We start from the raw sequence: 18174 nt of genomic DNA, 5'->3' as shown, positions 1-18174 counted from the left end.
CTGATGAATAATAGCATCTTTCTTAGCCCGGAGGCGGACTCAAGTATCGAGCTACCATTGCCTCCTCAGAGAAGTCCTGCAGCCACTCAAGCTTGATGCTGTAGCCGTCCTGTGCAAGCAATTCCCTCATCTTCCTCGCAAGACCATCGGCACTATGTTCGGCGATGCCAATTTCCAACTCGCCTTTGAGAATTTCGCGAATACCGCCAGGGCAGTCTACTGATATGACAGGCGTGCCGCATGCTAGGGCTTCGCTGAGAACGATGCCCATACCTTCTACTCTCGAGCTCAGCACAAACATGCGCGCTTTGCGCATCCATGGGTAAGGGTTCTTGCGTGAGCCAGCAAAAGTGACGCGGTCGGCAATCCCCAGCATTTCTGCCTTGGTTTGAAGCTCTTCTTTCAGGCGTCCCTCTCCTATGATGACTAGCCGCTCTTTTGGCTTTATCTGTGCATATGCCTCCAGTAGCAGGTCATGATCCTTCTGCGGTACGAGTCGAGCGACATTGAGTAGGAAAGGCTCAGATGGAATCTCGGGATCTTCCTTGAGCATCAGCGACTGGATTCGTTGGACCGGGCAGGCGTTGATGATCTTCTGCAGTGATAATGGCTTGAGTCCATAGCGCTTGCAGTAGGCATGAGCTGATGCCACGACGCCCTCTGACACACCTACCAGATGGCGTTTGTCGAGCAGGCAGCGGGATAAAAGGCGTTGTTTCCAGCTTGGTCCTTTGAGATTGAAACCATTCTCAAGCACGAACCGTGCACGATCATCACGAAACCGCCAAATGCCTTCGAAGGTACCTAAACCTCGGAATATGATTCGATCGACAGGCCCGTGTCGTCGCTCGAAACGATTCAACCACGCACGAAATACAAAACCGCCAAGCCAGCCCGTCCATACAAAGTGCGAACGACGGATCAATGGGTTAAGTATTAGCCGTGAAACCAGTTCAATGAGCAGCCCCAAGCCTGTGAGACGAACCAATCGTTGCATTGGTACAACGTGGCAGGTGACTTCGGGGTGGCTGGGAAAGAGCACCTGGTCCCTGTCGCGCCAGGTCACGAGGTGAGAGTCATGGCCCGCTTCGGCAAGTGCGTCAGCAAGGGTAATGGCCATTCGCTCCATGCCGCCCATCTTGAGGCTTCTGACGATGACAAGGGTGCGCATGAGTCCTCTGTGTCTAGAGTGGTTTCTTTACTGTCTATAATGTCCCGCAGGCTATGTTATCGCTGACTCAGCGCTGGGCATAGCGCAAAGAAGAGGGCTGGAACATGGAGGTAACGAAAAAAGCCACTCGACAAGGCCGAGTGGCTTTTCCATGTTTCTGGTCGGAGCGACTGGATTCGAACCAGCGACCTCTGCAACCCCATTGCAGCGCGCTACCAAGCTGCGCCACGCTCCGACTCTGGTGCTCGGCAGGACCTGTCGGCTCCTGTGCCCCGAGAACGAGGCGTATATTATCGCGTCATCTTGGCAATGGGAAGCCCCTTAAGCGCTTTTTTTTCAAATGCTTGGTGGAGGATTGGGTGATAGCACGAGGAAAGGGATAAACTGATGCCATGCTGAGCATGGAGGAGAGCGAGCATGTCATTGATCGTGGGGTTTATCATCTTGCTGGGATGCCAGTTCCTGGGCGAGCTGATCGTTCGGGCGTTTAGCATTCCCGTGCCAGGGCCCGTGGTGGGGATGGTGATCTTGCTCGTGGCCCTACTGGTCAACTGCGGCGTGCCGAAAGGACTGCGCAAGACCGGCGAAGGTCTGTTGAATTACCTGACCCTACTGTTCGTGCCGGCTGGGGTCGGCATGATGGTGCACATCAAGCTGATCCAGGCCGATTTCTGGACTATCGCCGTGACCCTGATCGTATCCACGGCGATCACCCTGGCGGTCACGGCCAAGGTCATGACGTGGATGAATCAGCGCATCACCGGGTCGGAGAAGGCCAAATGAACTTCGTGGCATTGGACCAGGTATGGGTTTATCTTTCGGGCAATCCGCTGCTCTCGCTGCTGGTGACGCTGGCCGCCTTCCTGCTGGCCACCCGCATCAATATCTTCTTCGGCAGAACCACGTTACTGCACCCGGTAGTGATCTCGATTGCGCTGTTGATTAGCTTTCTGCTGCTCAGTGGGATCGAGTATCGCACTTACTTCGAGGGGGCGCAGTTCATCCACTTCCTGCTGGGCCCGGCGACCGTGGCGTTGGCGATTCCTCTGTATGACCATCGGGAGCGCGTACAGCGGTTGATCTGGCCCATCATGATCGCCTGCGTCACTGGCATCGTCGCGGCCGTTGGCTCGACCCTTGGCATCGCCATGCTGATGGGGGCGACCCGCGAAACCTTGCTGACCCTCGCCCCCAAGTCGGTCACTTCGCCCATTGCCATGGGCATCGCCGAGCAGCTAGGGGGAATACCCTCGCTGGCCGCGGGACTGGTATTGCTGACGGGATCAATCGGCTGCGCCCTCGGGCCCTTGGTGTTCAGACTTCTTAACATCCAGGATCCGACCGTGAAGGGATTCACCCTCGGGTTGGCGGCGCATGGCTTCGGTACGGCTCAGAGCTTCAGTTCGATCGGAGCGCTTGCTGGGGCCTTCGCCGGACTCGCGATGGGACTGACGGGGCTGTTGACGGCCTTCCTGTTGCCGATGATCGTGGCGCTGTTCGGATTCTGAGCGAGTTGTTCGAGTATGTGGCGGGTGAAGCCCATCCTCGCTGGGCTCCTCGACCTATGATTGGTCAAATCTCTTCCCAAACCCGCTGGCGAAAGTCCTCGGCCAACTCATTGACCTTATCGATGCGATGCAGGTGAGCGTTGATGAAGTCTTGCATGACATCCTGATAGCAACTGCTCATGGTCTCGGGATCCTTGAGGCTTTGCTGATCTGACATGCACTGGATGACCTGTTGCTGGCTGGTGGCACAGGCAACGAGTAGCTCCGCCTCCATCTGCATGGCCTCATATAGTGTTTCCATCCATGCGACTTGCATGCGGGCAAATGGGCTAGCCGGTCCCATCCAATGATTCAGCCACCAATTGATGACGGGGTCGCTGACTTCCCGCGCCGCCAACGGTAGCTGGGTGACATTCTCTGAGGGGGTTGTCATCTCAACTCCTTTGCTTGCTGACTAACTATAAGTTCACCAAGTAATGCCTCGATGTCGAGGAGCACCTTTCAGTATAGAAGCGGTGTTACGCCAAACCGTGCATGAGCCTTGTTCTTCACCCATTCTCTGATCTAGGTCGTCTTTTTTTGCGACAGCCGGTATTGGCTGTCCGATCGAAGCGGGAGGTCGCGATGTGGCAGGTGGTCAAATCCGTGTTGGCGGCGTTCTTTGGCGTGCAAAAGGATGCCCAGCGCCGAGAGGATTTTCAGGCAGGTAAGCCTATGGCCTTTGTCATCGTGGGCGTGCTGATGGCCCTGGTGCTGGTGGCGGGGGTGCTCATTCTGGCCTTGAGCGCCGCCGAGTAGGGCTTGACGTCCGTGGCTTTACCTCGTCCGCGCGCTTCGCCGCGCTGCAAGCGTTGATGGCTACGTTAAGTAATCCTGCCTACCTTGATCCATGACATCTCTTCAACCTTCCTATACTCCAGGCATTCCTAGGGATCTGGGCACTGGTGCCATGCCACAGGCGTGGCCAGCACGACCATCACGACAAGGAGGGGCCGATGCGCACGTCGCTAGCTCAACTGGTAGTCACGAGCGGTAGTCTCTGGCTAACCGATGCGGCCTTGGCCAATGGCTGGAACATGCCTCTCGGTGTGACAGACCTCAGTCATGACATCCACTCCCTGCATATGACGATCTTCTGGATCTGTGTGGTGATCGGCATCGTCGTGTTTGGCGTGATGTTCTACTCCCTCTTTCGTTTTCGTCGCTCCCAGGGGGCCAAGGCAGCGAATTTCCACGAAAACACCACTGTGGAGGTGATCTGGACCGCGATTCCCCTACTGATTCTCGTCGGTATGGCGCTGCCGGCTACCGCTACCCTCAAGCAAATGTACGACACGGACGATGCCGCTCTGGATGTGATGGTCACCGGCCAGCAGTGGCGCTGGCACTATGAGTACCTGGGTGAAGATGTCGCCTTTACCTCCAACCTGGATACACCTCGCGATCAGATAGCCGGTGCCGCCGAGAAGGGGGAAAACTATCTGCTCGAAGTTGATGAGCCGCTGGTGTTGCCGGTGGACCGCAAGGTGAGGTTCCTGCTGACATCGGACGATGTGGTCCATTCCTGGTGGGTGCCTGAGCTCGCCGTCAAGCAGGATGCCATTCCGGGCTTCGTCAACGAGAACTGGGTACGTATCGAGGAAACCGGCACCTACCGTGGGCAATGCACCGAGCTTTGCGGTCGCAACCATGGCTTCATGCCGGTGGTGGTCGAGGCGGTGGAGCCGGAGGCCTTCGATGACTGGCTTGCCGAACGCAAGGAAGCGGCTGCGCGCGAAGCCAGCGGTGTCGATCGGGAGTGGGGCATGGAGGAGTTGATGGCGCGGGGGCAGAAGGTCTATGAGTCGATCTGCGCCTCCTGTCATCAGGTCGATGGCTCGGGCAACCCTCCTGTCTTCCCGTCGCTGGCCAACAATCCGGCACTGATGGCTGAGCGGGATCGCCATATCGATGTCGTCATCAATGGGGTGTCGGGTGCGCCGATGCCGGCTTTCAGTAGCAGTCTCAGCCCAGTCGAGATTGCCGCCGTGGTGACCTATGAGCGCAATGCCTGGGGCAGTGATACCGGGGATGTCGTCCAGCCGTCGGAGATCCAGGCGCGGCTCGAATAGCCGATCCAGACGGTACAAGTCTCGCAACCCCGGTCTCGCGATCCCCGAATCACAGGAGAAGTCCTATGGCGCCCAAACTACCTCCCAAGCACACGCTCGAGCAGACGGGTGATGCGGCTGGCGCGGCCGGTCATGCCGCCGACGAAGGGTATCATCATGGGCCCAGTGGCCTGTTGCGATGGCTCTTGACGACCAACCACAAGGAGATCGGCACGCTCTATCTGCTCTTTTCGCTGAGCATGTTCTTCATCGGTGGCATCTTTGCGCTAGTGGTGCGTGCCGAACTCTTCCAGCCAGGCCTGCAACTCGTGGAGCCCGAGTTCTTCAACCAGATGACCACCATGCATGGCTTGATCATGGTCTTCGGTGCCGTGATGCCGGCCTTCGTCGGCCTTGCCAACTGGATGATTCCTCTACAGATCGGGGCGCCGGACATGGCGTTGCCAAGGCTGAACAACTTCAGCTTCTGGCTGCTGCCGGTCGCCTTCACGCTGCTGCTCTCGACCCTGCTGATGCCTGGTGGTGGGCCCAACTTCGGGTGGACCTTCTACGCACCTCTATCGACCACCTATGCGCCGCCATCCACCACCTTCTTCATTCTTGCACTGCACATGGCGGGGATCAGTTCGATTCTCGGTGCCATCAACATTATTGCCACCATTCTTAATCTGCGCGCCCCGACCATGCGCATGATGGACATGCCGCTCTTTGTCTGGACCTGGCTGATCACGGCCTTCCTGCTGATCGCGGTGATGCCGGTGCTAGCCGGTGTGATCACCATGATGCTGCTCGACATCAATTTCGGCACCAGCTTCTTCAATGCTGCTGGCGGTGGGGACCCGGTGATGTTCCAGCATATCTTCTGGTTCTTCGGCCATCCCGAGGTCTATATCATGATCCTGCCGGCGTTCGGCATCGTCTCGGCCATCATCCCGACCTTCGCTCGCAAGCGGCTGTTCGGCTACGCCTCGATGGTCTATGCCACGTCCTCCATTGCCATTCTGTCGTTTCTGGTCTGGGCGCATCACATGTTCGCGGTCGGCCTGCCACTGGTGGCTGAATTGTTCTTCATGTACACCACCATGCTGATCGCGGTGCCGACCGGCGTAAAGGTGTTCAACTGGATCGCCACCCTGTTCCAGGGCTCGATCTCCTTCGAGACTCCCATGCTGTTCGCCTTGGCATTCGTGGTGCTGTTCACCATCGGTGGTTTCTCCGGTCTGATGCTCGCCATCGCACCGGCCGACTTCCAGTATCACGATACCTATTTCGTGGTGGCCCACTTCCACTATGTGCTGGTGCCGGGTGCCGTCTTCTCCATCATGGCGGCCGTCTACTACTGGCTGCCCAAGTGGACAGGTCACTATCCCAGTGAACGCCTTGGCCGCTGGCACTTCTGGACATCGGTGGTGGGGGTCAACCTGACCTTCTTCCCGATGCACTTTTCCGGGCTTGCCGGCATGCCGCGACGCATACCCGATTACGCCCTGCAGTTTGCGGACTTCAATATGGCATCGAGTCTTGGAGCATTACTGTTCGGTACCTCGCAGCTGATCTTCGTGCTGGTGATCATCAAGTGTGCGCGTGGAGGCGAGAAAGCACCGGCTCAGGCCTGGGAAGGAGCGGAAGATCTGGAGTGGACGGTGCCGAGTCCCGCACCGTTGCATACCTTCGACACGCCGCCGTCGTTCCATCCCCGTGAGCACTAAGCATCCTGTTTGAGCCAAGTCGTTTCGCCCCTGAACGGGGCGGAGGGGAGGAAAGCAGATGACCGCCGTGCAACGTACCGTCACCCGAACGCTGATCGTTCTGGTAGGCATGTTCGTGTTCGCCTTTGCCCTGGTGCCCCTGTACGACGTCTTCTGCCGCATCACCGGCATCAACGGCAAGGTCGAGAACACGGCTCAGGCGCTGGTAAGTGACAGCATCGATGAGTCGCGGGTCGTCACCGTGCAGTTCATTACCCGAGCTGGGGCGGGATTGCCCTGGAAACTCGAGGTGCTCGATCGTCAGGTGCGCGTGCATCCTGGTGCGGCGACCGAGGTGCATTTTGCCTTCACTAACCATGGTGATGAAGCGGGCTGGGGCAGGGCGGTGCCCAGTGTGTCGCCTTCTGAGGCGTCCTTGCACATGCGCAAGGTGACCTGTTTCTGCTTCAAGGAGCAACGGCTCGACGCCGGGGAACGTCTCGAAGCCCCTCTGGTGTTTCAGTTAACCCGCGACCTGCCCGACGACATCAAGACGGTGACGCTGGTGTATACCCTGTACCCGGTAGATGACAAGGCACTGGCCGAGCAGGTACCGGTCGCTGCCGAACAAGGAGGTGAGGCATGAGTGGCAGCTATTACGTTCCCCCGCAGAGTAAATGGCCGGCTCTCGGGTCGCTTGCCGTCGGCGTGATGATGATCAGCCTCGGCGTCCAGCTGGTTCATGGCAGCGGTGGCCTGGTCATGACGCTGGGGGTGATCGCGGTCCTGGCCGTGATGTGGCTCTGGTTCCGCGATGTGGTCCGCGAGTCCCGTCAAGGGCTGTACGACTCTCAGATGGATCGCTCGTTTCGCTGGGGGATGGGCTGGTTCATCTTCTCCGAAGTCATGTTCTTCGCCGCCTTTTTTGGCGCGCTGTTCTATGTGCGGGTATTCGCCGTGCCCTGGCTGGATGGCGAGGGGGCCAAGGGGGTGGCGGCGCTACTGTGGCCCGACTTTACGGCGACCTGGCCGCTCATGAATCCGCCGAGCGATGCCATTAGCGGACCCCGCGAGGTCGTGAGCCCCTGGCAGCTGCCGCTGGTGAATACCATCTTCCTGGTGAGCTCCAGCATCACGCTGACGATCGCCCATGAGGCCTTGAAGGAAGGTTATCGCAAGACGACGCGCAACTGGTTGATCGGCACCCTGTTGCTAGGCGTGTGCTTCCTGATCGTGCAGGGCATCGAGTATTACGAGGCATACCACCACTACGGGATCACGCTGCAGGCCGGCATCTACGGGTCGACCTTTTTCCTGCTGACGGGCTTCCATGGGGCACATGTGACCATAGGGACAGTCACCCTGGGCGTGATGCTGTTCCGGGTCATGAAAGGGCATTTCAGCCGGGACGACCATTTCGGTTTCGAGGCCGCGGCCTGGTACTGGCACTTCGTCGATGTGGTCTGGGTCGGCCTGTTCATCTTCGTCTACGTCTTCTAGAACAGGCGTGACAAGCGCTGGCTCCGACTCATGTGCCGGACAGGCCACCGAAATAGAAGCCGTAGGCAAGAAGGGCCAGCAGCAAGGTGGCAAGGCTGACGCGAACCTTGAGAGAGATCAGCAGGCGGCGGGAGCGCCCCTGGTCGCGTAACAGGAACCCTGCCCCGGCGACCAGGCTCGCCACCATGCAAACGAATACCAAGGTGATCAGGGCTTTCAACATGACAGGCTCCACGCATCAGACCTCATCCAGTTCATGCAAGCGTTCGTCGCCTGTCAAGCTCGCTGTGCTCTGGTGGGGGTTCTGGAGCCTGCTGGTGGCACTCGGGCTTGTCTTGGGCTGTTGGCAGTGGAATCGTGCCGCCGAGAAGGAAGCTTACCTGTCGGCGCTGGCGGCAGCGCCGGCCCTGATCGCCCCGCGCGAGGCGCCGCCGGCAGGCGCGAGATTGACACTCGAAGGGACATATCTGGCCGGTGAAACGCGTTTCCTGGACAACCGGACCCATGGGCGTCAGCTGGGTGTCGCGGTGCTGACCCCATTGCGAACGAGCGATGGCCGCCTTTGGCTGATCGAGCGCGGTTTTCTGGCCACGGGCACCAGCCGGGACGCACCGACCGTGGCCACGCCCATGGGGCCGGTAACGATCAAGGGCCAGTGGCAGCCTGACGGTCAGCGAGCCCCGCTCTTCGGTGACAATCAGGAAGGCGTTCGCCTGCAGCGTATTCAGCTCGATGCCTGGGAACATCTTGGAGACTTTGCCCACGCGGGGTGGCTGCACCTGGAGGAGGGACCTGGCGGACTGGCGCCCTGGTGGGAGCCCAGCGTGATGCCGCCCAGTCGCCATCTTGGCTATGCCGTTCAATGGTGGGGGCTGGCCGCTGCCGCCTTGCTGGTGATGTGGTGGGGTGGACGTCGTCTGCGCCACGGGCCGCAGGCCACAAACAATGGAATGTCCCGATCGAAGGAGTCGCTGCCATGACACACCTCAACCGCCAACGCCTGAAACTGCTGTCACTGATCGCCGTCTTCGCGGTGCCGTTGTTGGCGGCTTGGGTGATGGTGGAGTGGCGCCTGGGAATTCCCGAGGCGCGTACCGCTCACGGTGAGCTCAAGCCAGAGGTGCCTGCATTGCGTGATTGGCCCCTGGAAAGCGCGCTTTCGCCAACAGAGGTCGATGGCTGGTTGCTGGCCTTCGACTGCTCTCTCGACTGCGATCAGCTGGCCGACCAGTGGTGGCGGCTGCATCGTGCCCTTGGCAAGGAGGCCACGCGGGTGCGCCGTCTTCGCATCGACGATTCGAGGCAAGTCTCGGCCGATCCCCTGCCCGGTGAAGCGCGCCGCCGTTGGGCTCGAACGCCCGAATGGCAGACGCCGGGCGAGGTCTGGATCCTGAGCCCAGAGGGCCTGGCGGTGCTGGGCTACCGCGCCGGAGTCGACCCCTACGATGTGCTCGATGATCTCAAGCAACTGCTGCGCATGAATCCGGAGCCCATCACGCGCGTGAGCGGCTAGCGGGATTCGACTGACACGAACCGCCTGATCCAGAGCCCGTGAGCCCGTTAGGCGCGGGCGCGCTTCTAAAGCCTTGGCGGAGGCGTGGAAAGCGTGGACGGCATGCCGGTTAGGCTCGCTGTCTTCAACGCGTCGATCGTCACGCGCCTGCCTACCCTGAAGACAGGGAACGAGGCCGGCGGCCTGTAGTGATGGCCGCCTGAGCAAAAGGTGTCAGGACAGGAGGTGGCCATGTCGCAGCATGATCCCAGGCTGGGCCTGCTGATACGGTTGAGTCAGCTGGGCATTGTCTTCACCGTGGCGGTCATCCTGATGGGGGCCTTCACGCGACTCATGGACGCAGGACTGGGCTGCCCCGATTGGCCGGGCTGCTACGGCCAATGGGTGGTGCCCGGGGCCTCGGTAGTGGACTCGCATGCATCGGCCATGCCGCTGGATCCCCTCAAGGCCTGGCTGGAGATGATCCATCGCTATCTGGCCACGATGCTGGGAGGGCTGGTGCTGGTCATGCTGGCTCTGGGGTGGCCTAGGCGCAGGCGTCCAGCCTATCCCTGGCGCCTGACCCTCGGGCTGTTGGCGGTCATCGCGCTACAGGGGAGCTTTGGTGCCTTTACCGTCACGCTCAAGCTATGGCCCCAGGTGGTCACCTTGCATCTGTTGGGCGGCCTTGCGGTGATGCTCATGTTCTTATGGCTACACCTCAGGCTGCGACAGTCTACGGCCAGCCCGCGACCCCTAGGCCGTCCCCTGCCACCCCTGTCGCGCTGGTGGTCCATTGCGGCGCTGTTGCTGGTATTGCAGCTGGCGTTGGGGGGGTGGACCTCGAGCAATTATGCCGGCATTGCCTGCCAGGGCTTTCCGACCTGCAATGGCCAGTGGTTGCCCGCCATGGACTGGAGTGAAGGCTTTCATCTGACACAGCAGGTGGGTCCCAATTATCTCCATGGCCAGCTGCACGCGGATGCTCGCACCACCATCCATCTGGCGCATCGTCTGGGAGCCCTGGCGCTGGGAGTGAGCCTGATACTACTGGCGGCTCGACACTGGCGCGCCCCCCGCCTTCGACCTTGGCTCGGCTCCATGCTGGCGGCCTATGGCATCCAAGCAGGCCTTGGCATCGCCAATGTGGTCTGGTGGCTGCCGTTGGGGCTGGCACTGGCCCACACGGCCGGCGCCGTGCTCCTGGCCCTCACGATGGCGCTGGCGGCCTGGCAGGCCAAGATGAGCCTGCCGTTGCCGGCAATCGTCCACCGACCGCAAGGAGAGGGCAGATGCGCGATGCCATGATGGTAGCCACAACCTCGCCGGAGCAACCGAGCTGGCAATGGCGCGACTTGGTGACGCTCGGCAAGCCCCGGGTGGTCATGGTGATGCTGGTGTGTGCGGCGGTGGGCATGGCGCTGGCGGTCCCGTCGTTGCCACCCATGGATCTGGCAGTGCTGGGATTGGTGGGGATCGGCCTCGCCGCCTCGGGAGCGGCGGCGTTCAATCACCTGCTCGACCGTCGGTTGGATACCTTGATGTGTCGAACAGCCAAGCGTCCCTTGGCGGCGCGGCGGCTGCCGGTTCCTTATGCGCTCGCTTGGGCATCGTTGCTGTCCGCTGGGGGCATCGGGCTCCTGGCCTGGCAAGTTAACGGACTGACCGCCTGGCTGACCTTGGCCTCGCTACTAGGCTATGCGTTGGTCTACACCGCCTTCCTGAAGCATGCGACACCTCAGAATATCGTGATCGGCGGTGTCGCCGGGGCCGCCCCCCCGTTGCTGGGCTGGACGGCGATAACGGGACAGCTGGGACCTGAGCCGTTACTACTGATGTTGATCATCTTTGCCTGGACGCCGCCGCATTTCTGGGCCTTAGCCCTGCACAAACGAGATGAGTACGCCAGAGCCGGTGTGCCCATGCTGCCCGTGACCCACGGCGATGCCTTCACTCGCCTGCAGGTCTGGCTCTATGGCTGGCTGACGGTGGCGGTGACACTGCTGCCGTTCGTGATCGGGATGAGTGGCGGGCTCTATCTGGTGGGTATCCTGGCCCTGAACGTTCGTTTCATGATCTGGAACCATCGTGTCTGGCGCAGCCGGGATTCGTCTGCGCCCTTGGCGGCCTTCTGGTTTTCCATTCGTTACCTGCTGGGAGTCTTTGGCCTGCTGCTGCTGGACCACTACTGCGGGGTGATGCTGACCAGTTGAGCCGCCAGGGCCAGCAGGATGGCGCTTTTGATGATGTCGGCTTTGCATCACTTGTCAGGCTCGACCAATGACACCCCGCGCAGGAGCGAAGCGGCACCGGTCGGTATGACCGGTGCATCTCTGCGATGCCATGCATCACCAGAAGGTGATGATCAGCAGGTAAGCCAGCAGGGTGACGACCACGGTGCCGATCAGGTTCAGGGCAAACCCGGCTCGAATCATGGACTGGATCTTCATGTGCCCGGTGGCGAAGACGATGGCATTGGGCGGTGTAGCCACCGGCATCATGAAGGCACAGCTGGCGGCGATCGCCGCGGGTACGGTGATCATCAGTGGCGAAAGATCAAGCGACAGTGCCAATGCGCCCAGCAGTGGCAGGAAGGCGGCCGCCGTGGCGGTGTTGGAGGTCACCTCGGTCAGGAAGATGATCACCAGCACTACGATACCAATCAGCATCAGCAGTGGAAGGGCGCCGAATAGCGACAGCTGGTCGGCGATCCAGGTGGCGAAGCCGGACGCCTTGATGGCGCCGGCAAGGGCCAGACCGCCCCCGAACAGCAAGAGGATGCCCCAGGGCAATTTCTGAGCGTCGTCCCAGACCAGCAGGCGCTCGCCACGCTGGCCACCGCTGGGCAGCAGAAACAGCAGGATGCCGGCCCCGATGGCGATACCGGTATCGTTGAGCCAGGGCAGTCCCAGGTCGTTGAGTAATGGGCGTGATACCCAGGCGACAGCGGCGAGCAGAAACAGTACGCCGACCCTCTTTTCCGCCTTGCTCATGGGGCCTAGTCTGTCCAGTTCCTGCTGGACCATGTCGCCGCTCTTGTTACCCATGGCGAGATTGAATCCCTTGCGTGTCAGCCACCACCAGGCGACGGTCATCATCACGATGGTGATCGGAAGACCGATTAGCATCCATTGCCCGAAGCCGACGTCGATGCCGCGATCCTCGGCGAGATAGGCGGCGAGTAGTGCGTTGGGAGGTGTGCCGATCAATGTGGCGATGCCGCCGATACTCGCCGAGTAGGCGATGGCCAGGAGAAGGGCGGTAGCATAGCGGGCCACTTCCTCGGGTGCGTTGTCCTCGAGCAGACTGACGACCGACAGGCCAATGGGCAGCATCATGATCGCGGTGGCCGTGTTGGAGACCCACATGCTGAGGAACCCCGTGGCGATCATGAAGCCGGCGATCTGCTGCCGGGGTTGATAGCCCACGACCTGCAATACCCTGAGAGCAATTCGGCGGTGCAGCTCCCAGCGTTGCATGGCGATACCCAGAAGGAAGCCGCCCAGGAACAGGTAGATGATCGGGTTGGCGTAGCTGGTCGCGACGCTCGATAGATCATTGATGCCGATGCTGGGCATCAGGACCAGGGGCAACAAGGACGTGGCCGGTATCGGTAGCGGCTCCGTGGACCACCAGGTGGCCATAAGCAGGGCAACGCCGAGACATAGCCAGGCGCTCTCTGGCATGTCGGCGGGGGCCGGCAGTAGCAGGGTCATCAGTAGCCAGGCCGGTCCCAGCCAGAGCCCGATGGTGGTTGGCAGCGATGGTGGCTGGGCGTTATCCGTGTCGGAGGTAGTAGGGGAGCGCATGGCGACGGTTCCGTTGCTCGAAGGCAGTGAGTTCGGTATGTATAAAATACATTAGAAGACTAACTTGTTGTAATGCCGTGAACTTCGCTTTCGGTTGATGAGTCGCAGAGGCGTCAGACAGCGGCGAGCGCGAGGGCGCGGGACTGACCGGCCGTCGACTCGCGTTGTCGTGGCGGCATTGGGCTGATGAGTATGGCCACGTACAATGCCACCCCTCTATTTCGACAAGCAGCGAGAGGCGGCGACATGAGTGAAACGATGGCTTGGGTATTGGCGGGTCTCGCGGTGGTGATCCTGGCGGGACTGGGTGCCTATGCCTTTACCCTCTGGAAGGAAGTCCGTCGGCGTGAAGCCTTCAAGCGAGACGAGGTGGAGCGTGCGAATCAGCAGTGCCTATACAGTTTGGATGCGATCGCCCGGTCGATGATCAGTCGTCAGGTCGATCTCGTCGAGGGCTCCCTGCGTTGTAAGGTGCTGCTGGAAATCATCGACCCGTCGCTGCTGCAGCGTACCGATTTCAGTGTGTTCGCAGACGTTCACGAGCGCACCTCACACCTGCGTACCCACTCTGCCCGAAAGGAGCTGAGCCTCAAGGAGCGTCTCGACGAAGACCGCCAGCGCATGGCCGTCGAAGCGGAATTCGAGACGCCCCTCGTCGAGGCGGCGCGAGGCGTCCTGGACTTCAAGGAGCGTTGGCCGGGAAGTCTGGGTTAATCGAGGAGGGCAGCAGCGGCTCTTTCAGGTATCACAGGAGGTCAGGGCGATTGATGCTAGCCGTGCATCATGAAGGCATCGTCTCTATTAGGAGACACTTGATTAAGTTCCCCGCCTAGCTGAATATCCGTCTATGTGCTTTCTTGATAAGGACGCGAAATGATGGGCTTATCGAAGCATTGTCATTAAGCATCGGTGTTTCGTAACCCCATGGGCGGGTTCGCTGTGATGCTAATAAGAAGGAGTCTTGCATGAAGAAGTCAACTACAGGCGTTCTGGTGGGTTCTGCGCTGATGATTGGTCTTTCCGGCTGTGCCAGTTCGGCCTCGCAGTCTTCGAGCAGTTCGGCGAGCGATGCCTGGTATCAGCATCCCACCGTCTGTGCGCTGGCAGGCGGGCTGATCGGCGGTGGAATCGGCTATGCATCGAGCAGTGAGTCCGATGAGGATCAGGGTGCGGCCATCGGTGGCACCGTCGGCGCCACGATCGGTGGCATGCTGTGCGCCACGCCGAAGCCGGCTGAGCCGCAGTGTCCGACCTTCCCGGGCAAGGTCCCTGCCGGGGTGGCGACCGATTCCGAGGGCTGTCCGCTGGATTCCGATGGCGACGGTGTCTATGACTTCCGTGACCAGTGCCCGGGTACCCCGGCCGGTGTGAAAGTCGATGCCAAGGGCTGTCCGCTGGATTCCGATGCCGATGGCGTGCCCGATTACATGGATCAGTGCCCGGATACCCCGGCTGGCGCCAAGGTCAATGCCTTGGGCTGTGTCGACGACCTGGTGCTTGAGGACGTCAACTTCGAGTTCGACTCGGCCAAGCTGACCATGGGCGCTCAGGATATCCTGGCGGACGTCGGTGAGAAACTTGCGGCTAACCCGGATGCCCGCGTGCGCCTCGAGGGGCATACCGATTCCGTGGGCTCGGCTAGCTACAACAAGCAGCTGTCGCAGCGTCGTGCCGACTCGGTCAAGGCGTTCCTGGCCAGCGAAGGCATCGATCCTAATCGCATGACGGCCATCGGTTATGGTGAGGAACAGCCGATTGCCTCCAACGATACCGATGCCGGTCGTGCCATGAACCGTCGCGTCGAGCTCGGCGAGTGGAAATGATGGCCTGATGTATTGATCGAGGCCTGCCTGACGAGGGGTGCCATTCGGCACCCCTCGTTTCGTTGTGACCTGATGACGTTATCCCATGTGATTCGCCGCTGGCGCCATCACGTGCGTCTGAGGCGGCTGGACGCCGCTTGCCTGCCCCTGCTAATGTGCGCGTCCTGTCTAGATTGAGGGGTCTCGCCTCTCTAGATGAGGTGGCCCGGTACCACCACCCCGAATTCATTCATTTCAGCCTGTCGCATGTCATCCCTGGTATGGATGACCACTGCGCTCGAGGATGCCCGCAATGCCAATCGTTACCCTGCCCGACGGCAGTCAGAGAACCTTCGATGCACCGCTGTCCGTGATGCAGCTGGCCGAATCCATCGGCCCCGGCCTCGCCAAGGCCTGTGTGGCCGGCAAGATCGACGGAGTCCAGGTGGATGCCGCCGATATCATCGATCATGACGCCACCGTGGCGATCCTGACGGCGCGTGACGAAGAGGGGCTCGAGGTGATTCGTCACTCCTGCGCCCACCTGATCGGCCATGCCGTCAAGCAGCTTTTCCCCGAGGCCAAGATGGCGATCGGTCCCGTGATCGATGATGGCTTCTACTACGACATCGATTTCGGTCGCTCGGCCACACCGGAAGACCTGGAAGCCATCGAGGCCCGAATGAAGGCGCTGATCGAGCAGGGCTACGATGTCGAGCGCGAGTATGTCGATCGGGACAAGGCGATGTTGACCTTCCTGCACCGTGAAGAGCCCTACAAGCAGGAGTTGGTGCGCGGTATTCCCGAAGGCGAGACCATCCGTCTCTATCATCACCAGGAATACATCGACATGTGCCGCGGACCGCATGTGCCGAACACCTCGCACCTCAAGGCATTCAAGCTGACCAAGCTTGCCGGGGCCTATTGGCGCGGCAGTGCCGAGAATCCGATGCTGACGCGCATCTACGGCACTGCCTGGGGTGACAAGAAACAGCTCAAGGCCTATCTCAAGCGCCTGGAGGAAGCCGAGAAGCGTGACCATCGCAAGCTGGCGCGAAAGATGGACCTCTTCCATATCCAGGAAGAGGCGCCGGGCATGGTATTCTGGCACCCCAATGGCTGGACGATCTACCAGGCGCTGGAGCAATACATGCGCCGTGTGCAGATCGAGCATGGCTATCAGGAGATCAAGACACCTCAGGTCGTCGACCTGTCCCTGTGGAAGGCCTCCGGCCACTGGGGGCACTATTCCGATCTGATGTTCACGACAGAGTCGGAAAAGCGTGAGTACGCGGTCAAGCCGATGAACTGTCCGTGTCACGTTCAGGTCTTCAACCAGGGGCTCAAGAGCTACCGTGACCTGCCGTTGCGCCTGGCGGAATTCGGCAGCTGTCACCGCAACGAGCCGTCCGGTTCCTTGCATGGTCTGATGCGCGTGCGCGGCTTCACCCAGGATGACGCGCATATTTTCTGCACCGAGAAGCAGATCCAGTCCGAAGCCGAAGACTTCATTGCTCTGACCCTCAAGGTCTACAAGGAGCTGGGCTTCGAGGACGTGGAGCTCAAGCTGTCGACTCGTCCCGAAGGCTTCATGGGTGAGCCGGGTCTCTGGGATCGCGCCGAGGCGGGTCTGGAGGCGGCTCTGAACGCCACGGGCCTCGATTGGGAGCTGCAGCCGGGAGAGGGCGCCTTCTACGGGCCCAAGATCGAATTCGCCCTGCGCGACTGTCTGAACCGCGTCTGGCAATGCGGCACCCTGCAGCTCGACTTCAACCTGCCGGGACGCCTGGGCGCCCAGTTCGTGGATGAAGATGGCGAGCGCAAGACACCGGTGATGCTGCATCGAGCGATCCTGGGCTCCTTCGAGCGTTTCCTGGGCATTCTCATTGAGCATTACGCCGGCGCCATGCCGCTATGGCTGGCTCCAGAGCAGGTGGTCGTCATGACGATCACCGATTCGCAGCGCGATTTTGCTCAAGATGTGGTCAATCGACTGCAGAAAGTCGGTCTTCGCGCCAAGGCGGACTTGAGGAACGAGAAGATCGGCTTTAAAATCCGGGAGCATACGTTGCAGAAGGTTCCGTATCTCCTCGTGGTAGGGGATAAGGAAGTCGAGGCGGATGCAGTGGCCGTGCGGACTCGCACGGGCGAAGACCTCGGCTCATTGAAGATCGATGACCTGATCGCCAAGCTCGACGCCGAGCGGTGATCAAGACGACGTCCACCAATATGGAGATGTAACGATCAAGAGAAATACACAGCGCGGCCGTCCTCAGGACAAGCGCCCTCCAATGAACGAGCGTATCAGCGAAGACCAAGTCCGCCTCATCGGCAGTGACGGTGAGCAGCTGGGAATTGTGTCCACCCGTGATGCCCTGGAACAGGCGGAAGCGGCTGGTATGGACCTCGTGCAGATCTCCAATGCCGATCCGATCGTTTGTAAGATCATGGATTACGGCAAATTCGTCTTCGAGCAGAAGAAGCAGAAAGCTGCTCAGAAGAAGAAGACCAAGCAAATCCAGGTCAAGGAAGTAAAGTTCCGGCCTGGCACCGACGAGGGTGACTATCAGGTGAAGCTTAAAAACCTGATTCGTTTCCTCGAAGGTGGCGACAAGGGCAAGGTCACGCTACGTTTCCGTGGCCGCGAGATGGCTCACCAGGACATCGGCCGCAAGCTGATGGAACGGGTGGCCAAGGACCTCGAGGATATGGCCAATGTGGAGTCCTTCCCGAAAATGGAAGGTCGCCAGATGATCATGATCCTTGCCCCCAAGAAGAAGTGATCCAAAGGCAGTTTAACGGGTGCCGGTCGGGACACGTCCCGGTCGGCACCGGCCTTGGGTTTTCTGAAGAACCTCGAGCGGAGATCTCCCTCATGCCGAAGATCAAGAGCAACAGTGGCGCTGGCAAGCGCTTCAAGAAGACGGCTAACGGCTTCAAGCACAAGCAGTCGTTCCGTAGCCACATCCTGACCAAGAAATCCACCAAGCGTAAGCGTCAGCTGCGTGGGATGAAGCAGATCCACGCATCCGATGTGCCGCTGATTCAGCGCATGCTGCCGAATCTGTAAGCGACGCCGGTAGAATCTTTTTT

20 protein-coding genes and 1 tRNA gene are annotated in these 18174 nt (G+C 60.3%); 16 read left to right on the top strand and 5 right to left on the bottom strand.

Annotation, left to right across the window (positions count from 1 at the left end; translation table 11 throughout):
- Window positions 1–22 precede the first annotated feature (22 nt).
- Complete coding sequence (locus IEJ03_RS08225) at window positions 23–1171, bottom strand: glycosyltransferase (RefSeq protein ID WP_242457902.1); 1149 nt, start codon at window positions 1169–1171, stop codon at window positions 23–25.
- A gap of 158 nt (window positions 1172–1329) precedes the next feature.
- Window positions 1330–1406: transfer RNA gene (locus IEJ03_RS08220), tRNA-Pro, on the bottom strand.
- A gap of 182 nt (window positions 1407–1588) precedes the next feature.
- Here IEJ03_RS08220 and IEJ03_RS08215 point away from each other — a divergent pair.
- On the top strand, window positions 1589–1954 hold the full coding sequence (locus IEJ03_RS08215; RefSeq protein ID WP_192034370.1) for a CidA/LrgA family protein: 366 nt from the start codon (window positions 1589–1591) through the stop codon (window positions 1952–1954).
- Window positions 1951–2679 carry an LrgB family protein gene (locus IEJ03_RS08210; protein WP_192034368.1) on the top strand — a complete coding sequence of 243 codons (729 nt, stop codon included), beginning with the start codon at window positions 1951–1953 and terminating at the stop codon, window positions 2677–2679. Before IEJ03_RS08215 ends, IEJ03_RS08210 begins: the two co-directional genes overlap by 4 nt.
- 64 nt (window positions 2680–2743) lie before the next feature.
- Here the strand turns inward: IEJ03_RS08210 and IEJ03_RS08205 are convergent, their stop codons facing one another.
- A complete protein-coding gene (locus tag IEJ03_RS08205) occupies window positions 2744–3112 on the bottom strand; it encodes a hypothetical protein (RefSeq protein ID WP_192034366.1) in 369 nt (122 codons plus the stop codon).
- A 191-nt stretch (window positions 3113–3303) separates the two neighbouring features.
- Here IEJ03_RS08205 and IEJ03_RS08200 point away from each other — a divergent pair, with 191 nt between their 5' ends.
- The 5 genes from IEJ03_RS08200 to IEJ03_RS08180 all read left to right on the top strand — a co-directional run bounded on the left by IEJ03_RS08200 (window position 3304) and on the right by IEJ03_RS08180 (window position 7978).
- Window positions 3304–3477 (top strand): DUF2970 domain-containing protein, encoded by a 174-nt coding sequence (locus IEJ03_RS08200; RefSeq protein WP_192034364.1) that lies wholly within the window; start codon window positions 3304–3306, stop codon window positions 3475–3477.
- Window positions 3478–3674: 197 nt separating this feature from the next.
- Window positions 3675–4790, top strand: a complete 1116-nt coding sequence (coxB, locus tag IEJ03_RS08195) for a cytochrome c oxidase subunit II (protein WP_192034362.1) — start codon at window positions 3675–3677, stop codon at window positions 4788–4790.
- A 65-nt stretch (window positions 4791–4855) separates the two neighbouring features.
- On the top strand, window positions 4856–6499 hold the full coding sequence (gene ctaD, locus IEJ03_RS08190; protein WP_192034360.1) for a cytochrome c oxidase subunit I: 1644 nt from the start codon (window positions 4856–4858) through the stop codon (window positions 6497–6499).
- 58 nt (window positions 6500–6557) lie between these two features.
- On the top strand, window positions 6558–7124 hold the full coding sequence (locus tag IEJ03_RS08185) for a cytochrome c oxidase assembly protein (protein WP_192034358.1): 567 nt from the start codon (window positions 6558–6560) through the stop codon (window positions 7122–7124).
- The gene (locus IEJ03_RS08180) at window positions 7121–7978 is read left to right on the top strand and encodes a cytochrome c oxidase subunit 3 (protein ID WP_192034357.1); all 858 of its coding nucleotides are present in this window, start codon (window positions 7121–7123) and stop codon (window positions 7976–7978) included. Before IEJ03_RS08185 ends, IEJ03_RS08180 begins: the two co-directional genes overlap by 4 nt.
- 28 nt (window positions 7979–8006) lie before the next feature.
- Here the strand turns inward: IEJ03_RS08180 and IEJ03_RS08175 are convergent, their stop codons facing one another.
- Window positions 8007–8201, bottom strand: coding sequence for a DUF2909 family protein (locus IEJ03_RS08175; RefSeq protein ID WP_192034355.1), 195 nt, complete (start codon window positions 8199–8201; stop codon window positions 8007–8009).
- 94 nt (window positions 8202–8295) lie between these two features.
- Between IEJ03_RS08175 and IEJ03_RS08170 the strand changes: the two genes are divergently transcribed.
- The 4 genes from IEJ03_RS08170 (at window position 8296) to IEJ03_RS08155 (ending at window position 11683) form a co-directional block, all read left to right on the top strand.
- Window positions 8296–8958 (top strand): SURF1 family protein, encoded by a 663-nt coding sequence (locus IEJ03_RS08170; protein ID WP_347400974.1) that lies wholly within the window; start codon window positions 8296–8298, stop codon window positions 8956–8958.
- Entirely contained in the window at window positions 8955–9491 is a 537-nt protein-coding gene (locus tag IEJ03_RS08165; protein ID WP_192034351.1) for a hypothetical protein, read from the top strand. Before IEJ03_RS08170 ends, IEJ03_RS08165 begins: the two co-directional genes overlap by 4 nt.
- Window positions 9492–9722: 231 nt before the next feature.
- The gene (locus IEJ03_RS08160) at window positions 9723–10778 is read left to right on the top strand and encodes a COX15/CtaA family protein (protein ID WP_192034349.1); all 1056 of its coding nucleotides are present in this window, start codon (window positions 9723–9725) and stop codon (window positions 10776–10778) included.
- Window positions 10763–11683: a heme o synthase gene (locus tag IEJ03_RS08155; protein ID WP_192034347.1), complete on the top strand. Its 921-nt coding sequence runs from the start codon at window positions 10763–10765 to the stop codon at window positions 11681–11683. The genes IEJ03_RS08160 and IEJ03_RS08155 overlap by 16 nt, the downstream gene beginning before the upstream one ends.
- Window positions 11684–11818: 135 nt before the next feature.
- Here the strand turns inward: IEJ03_RS08155 and IEJ03_RS08150 are convergent, their stop codons facing one another.
- Window positions 11819–13279, bottom strand: coding sequence for a DASS family sodium-coupled anion symporter (locus tag IEJ03_RS08150; RefSeq protein ID WP_192034345.1), 1461 nt, complete (start codon window positions 13277–13279; stop codon window positions 11819–11821).
- Window positions 13280–13525: 246 nt separating this feature from the next.
- On the opposite strand from IEJ03_RS08150, the gene IEJ03_RS08145 reads away from it, so the two are divergent.
- From IEJ03_RS08145 to rpmI, 5 genes are all read left to right on the top strand, one after another.
- A complete protein-coding gene (locus tag IEJ03_RS08145) occupies window positions 13526–13993 on the top strand; it encodes a DUF2489 domain-containing protein (protein ID WP_192034337.1) in 468 nt (155 codons plus the stop codon).
- Between the two features lie 251 nt (window positions 13994–14244).
- Window positions 14245–15102: an OmpA family protein gene (locus tag IEJ03_RS08140; protein ID WP_192034335.1), complete on the top strand. Its 858-nt coding sequence runs from the start codon at window positions 14245–14247 to the stop codon at window positions 15100–15102.
- Between the two features lie 292 nt (window positions 15103–15394).
- Complete coding sequence (gene thrS, locus IEJ03_RS08135) at window positions 15395–17290, top strand: threonine--tRNA ligase (RefSeq protein ID WP_192034333.1); 1896 nt, start codon at window positions 15395–15397, stop codon at window positions 17288–17290.
- A gap of 34 nt (window positions 17291–17324) precedes the next feature.
- Window positions 17325–17864 (top strand): translation initiation factor IF-3, encoded by a 540-nt coding sequence (gene infC / locus IEJ03_RS08130; protein ID WP_277950350.1) that lies wholly within the window; start codon window positions 17325–17327, stop codon window positions 17862–17864.
- 92 nt (window positions 17865–17956) lie between these two features.
- Complete coding sequence (rpmI, locus tag IEJ03_RS08125) at window positions 17957–18151, top strand: 50S ribosomal protein L35 (protein ID WP_192034329.1); 195 nt, start codon at window positions 17957–17959, stop codon at window positions 18149–18151.
- The last annotated feature ends 23 nt before the right edge of the window (window positions 18152–18174 follow it).

The sequence above is a fragment of the Halomonas sp. YLGW01 genome (assembly GCF_014840935.1).
Lineage (GTDB): Bacteria > Pseudomonadota > Gammaproteobacteria > Pseudomonadales > Halomonadaceae > Onishia.
Note: the sequence above shows the minus strand (reverse complement) of the source record. Positions and strands in the feature narration are given on the sequence as shown.

Coding starts and splice junctions, on each gene's coding strand:
- IEJ03_RS08210 (WP_192034368.1), top strand. CDS start 1,951: ATGAACTTCGTGGCATTGGACCAGGTATGGGTTTATCTTTCGGGCAAT.
- IEJ03_RS08150 (WP_192034345.1), bottom strand. CDS start 13,279: ATGCGCTCCCCTACTACCTCCGACACGGATAACGCCCAGCCACCATCG.
- IEJ03_RS08200 (WP_192034364.1), top strand. CDS start 3,304: ATGTGGCAGGTGGTCAAATCCGTGTTGGCGGCGTTCTTTGGCGTGCAA.
- IEJ03_RS08215 (WP_192034370.1), top strand. CDS start 1,589: ATGTCATTGATCGTGGGGTTTATCATCTTGCTGGGATGCCAGTTCCTG.
- IEJ03_RS08160 (WP_192034349.1), top strand. CDS start 9,723: ATGTCGCAGCATGATCCCAGGCTGGGCCTGCTGATACGGTTGAGTCAG.
- IEJ03_RS08175 (WP_192034355.1), bottom strand. CDS start 8,201: ATGTTGAAAGCCCTGATCACCTTGGTATTCGTTTGCATGGTGGCGAGC.
- IEJ03_RS08145 (WP_192034337.1), top strand. CDS start 13,526: ATGAGTGAAACGATGGCTTGGGTATTGGCGGGTCTCGCGGTGGTGATC.
- IEJ03_RS08180 (WP_192034357.1), top strand. CDS start 7,121: ATGAGTGGCAGCTATTACGTTCCCCCGCAGAGTAAATGGCCGGCTCTC.
- IEJ03_RS08205 (WP_192034366.1), bottom strand. CDS start 3,112: ATGACAACCCCCTCAGAGAATGTCACCCAGCTACCGTTGGCGGCGCGG.
- IEJ03_RS08225 (WP_242457902.1), bottom strand. CDS start 1,171: ATGCGCACCCTTGTCATCGTCAGAAGCCTCAAGATGGGCGGCATGGAG.
- IEJ03_RS08140 (WP_192034335.1), top strand. CDS start 14,245: ATGAAGAAGTCAACTACAGGCGTTCTGGTGGGTTCTGCGCTGATGATT.
- rpmI (WP_192034329.1), top strand. CDS start 17,957: ATGCCGAAGATCAAGAGCAACAGTGGCGCTGGCAAGCGCTTCAAGAAG.
- IEJ03_RS08155 (WP_192034347.1), top strand. CDS start 10,763: ATGCGCGATGCCATGATGGTAGCCACAACCTCGCCGGAGCAACCGAGC.
- ctaD (WP_192034360.1), top strand. CDS start 4,856: ATGGCGCCCAAACTACCTCCCAAGCACACGCTCGAGCAGACGGGTGAT.
- thrS (WP_192034333.1), top strand. CDS start 15,395: ATGCCAATCGTTACCCTGCCCGACGGCAGTCAGAGAACCTTCGATGCA.
- IEJ03_RS08165 (WP_192034351.1), top strand. CDS start 8,955: ATGACACACCTCAACCGCCAACGCCTGAAACTGCTGTCACTGATCGCC.
- IEJ03_RS08185 (WP_192034358.1), top strand. CDS start 6,558: ATGACCGCCGTGCAACGTACCGTCACCCGAACGCTGATCGTTCTGGTA.
- coxB (WP_192034362.1), top strand. CDS start 3,675: ATGCGCACGTCGCTAGCTCAACTGGTAGTCACGAGCGGTAGTCTCTGG.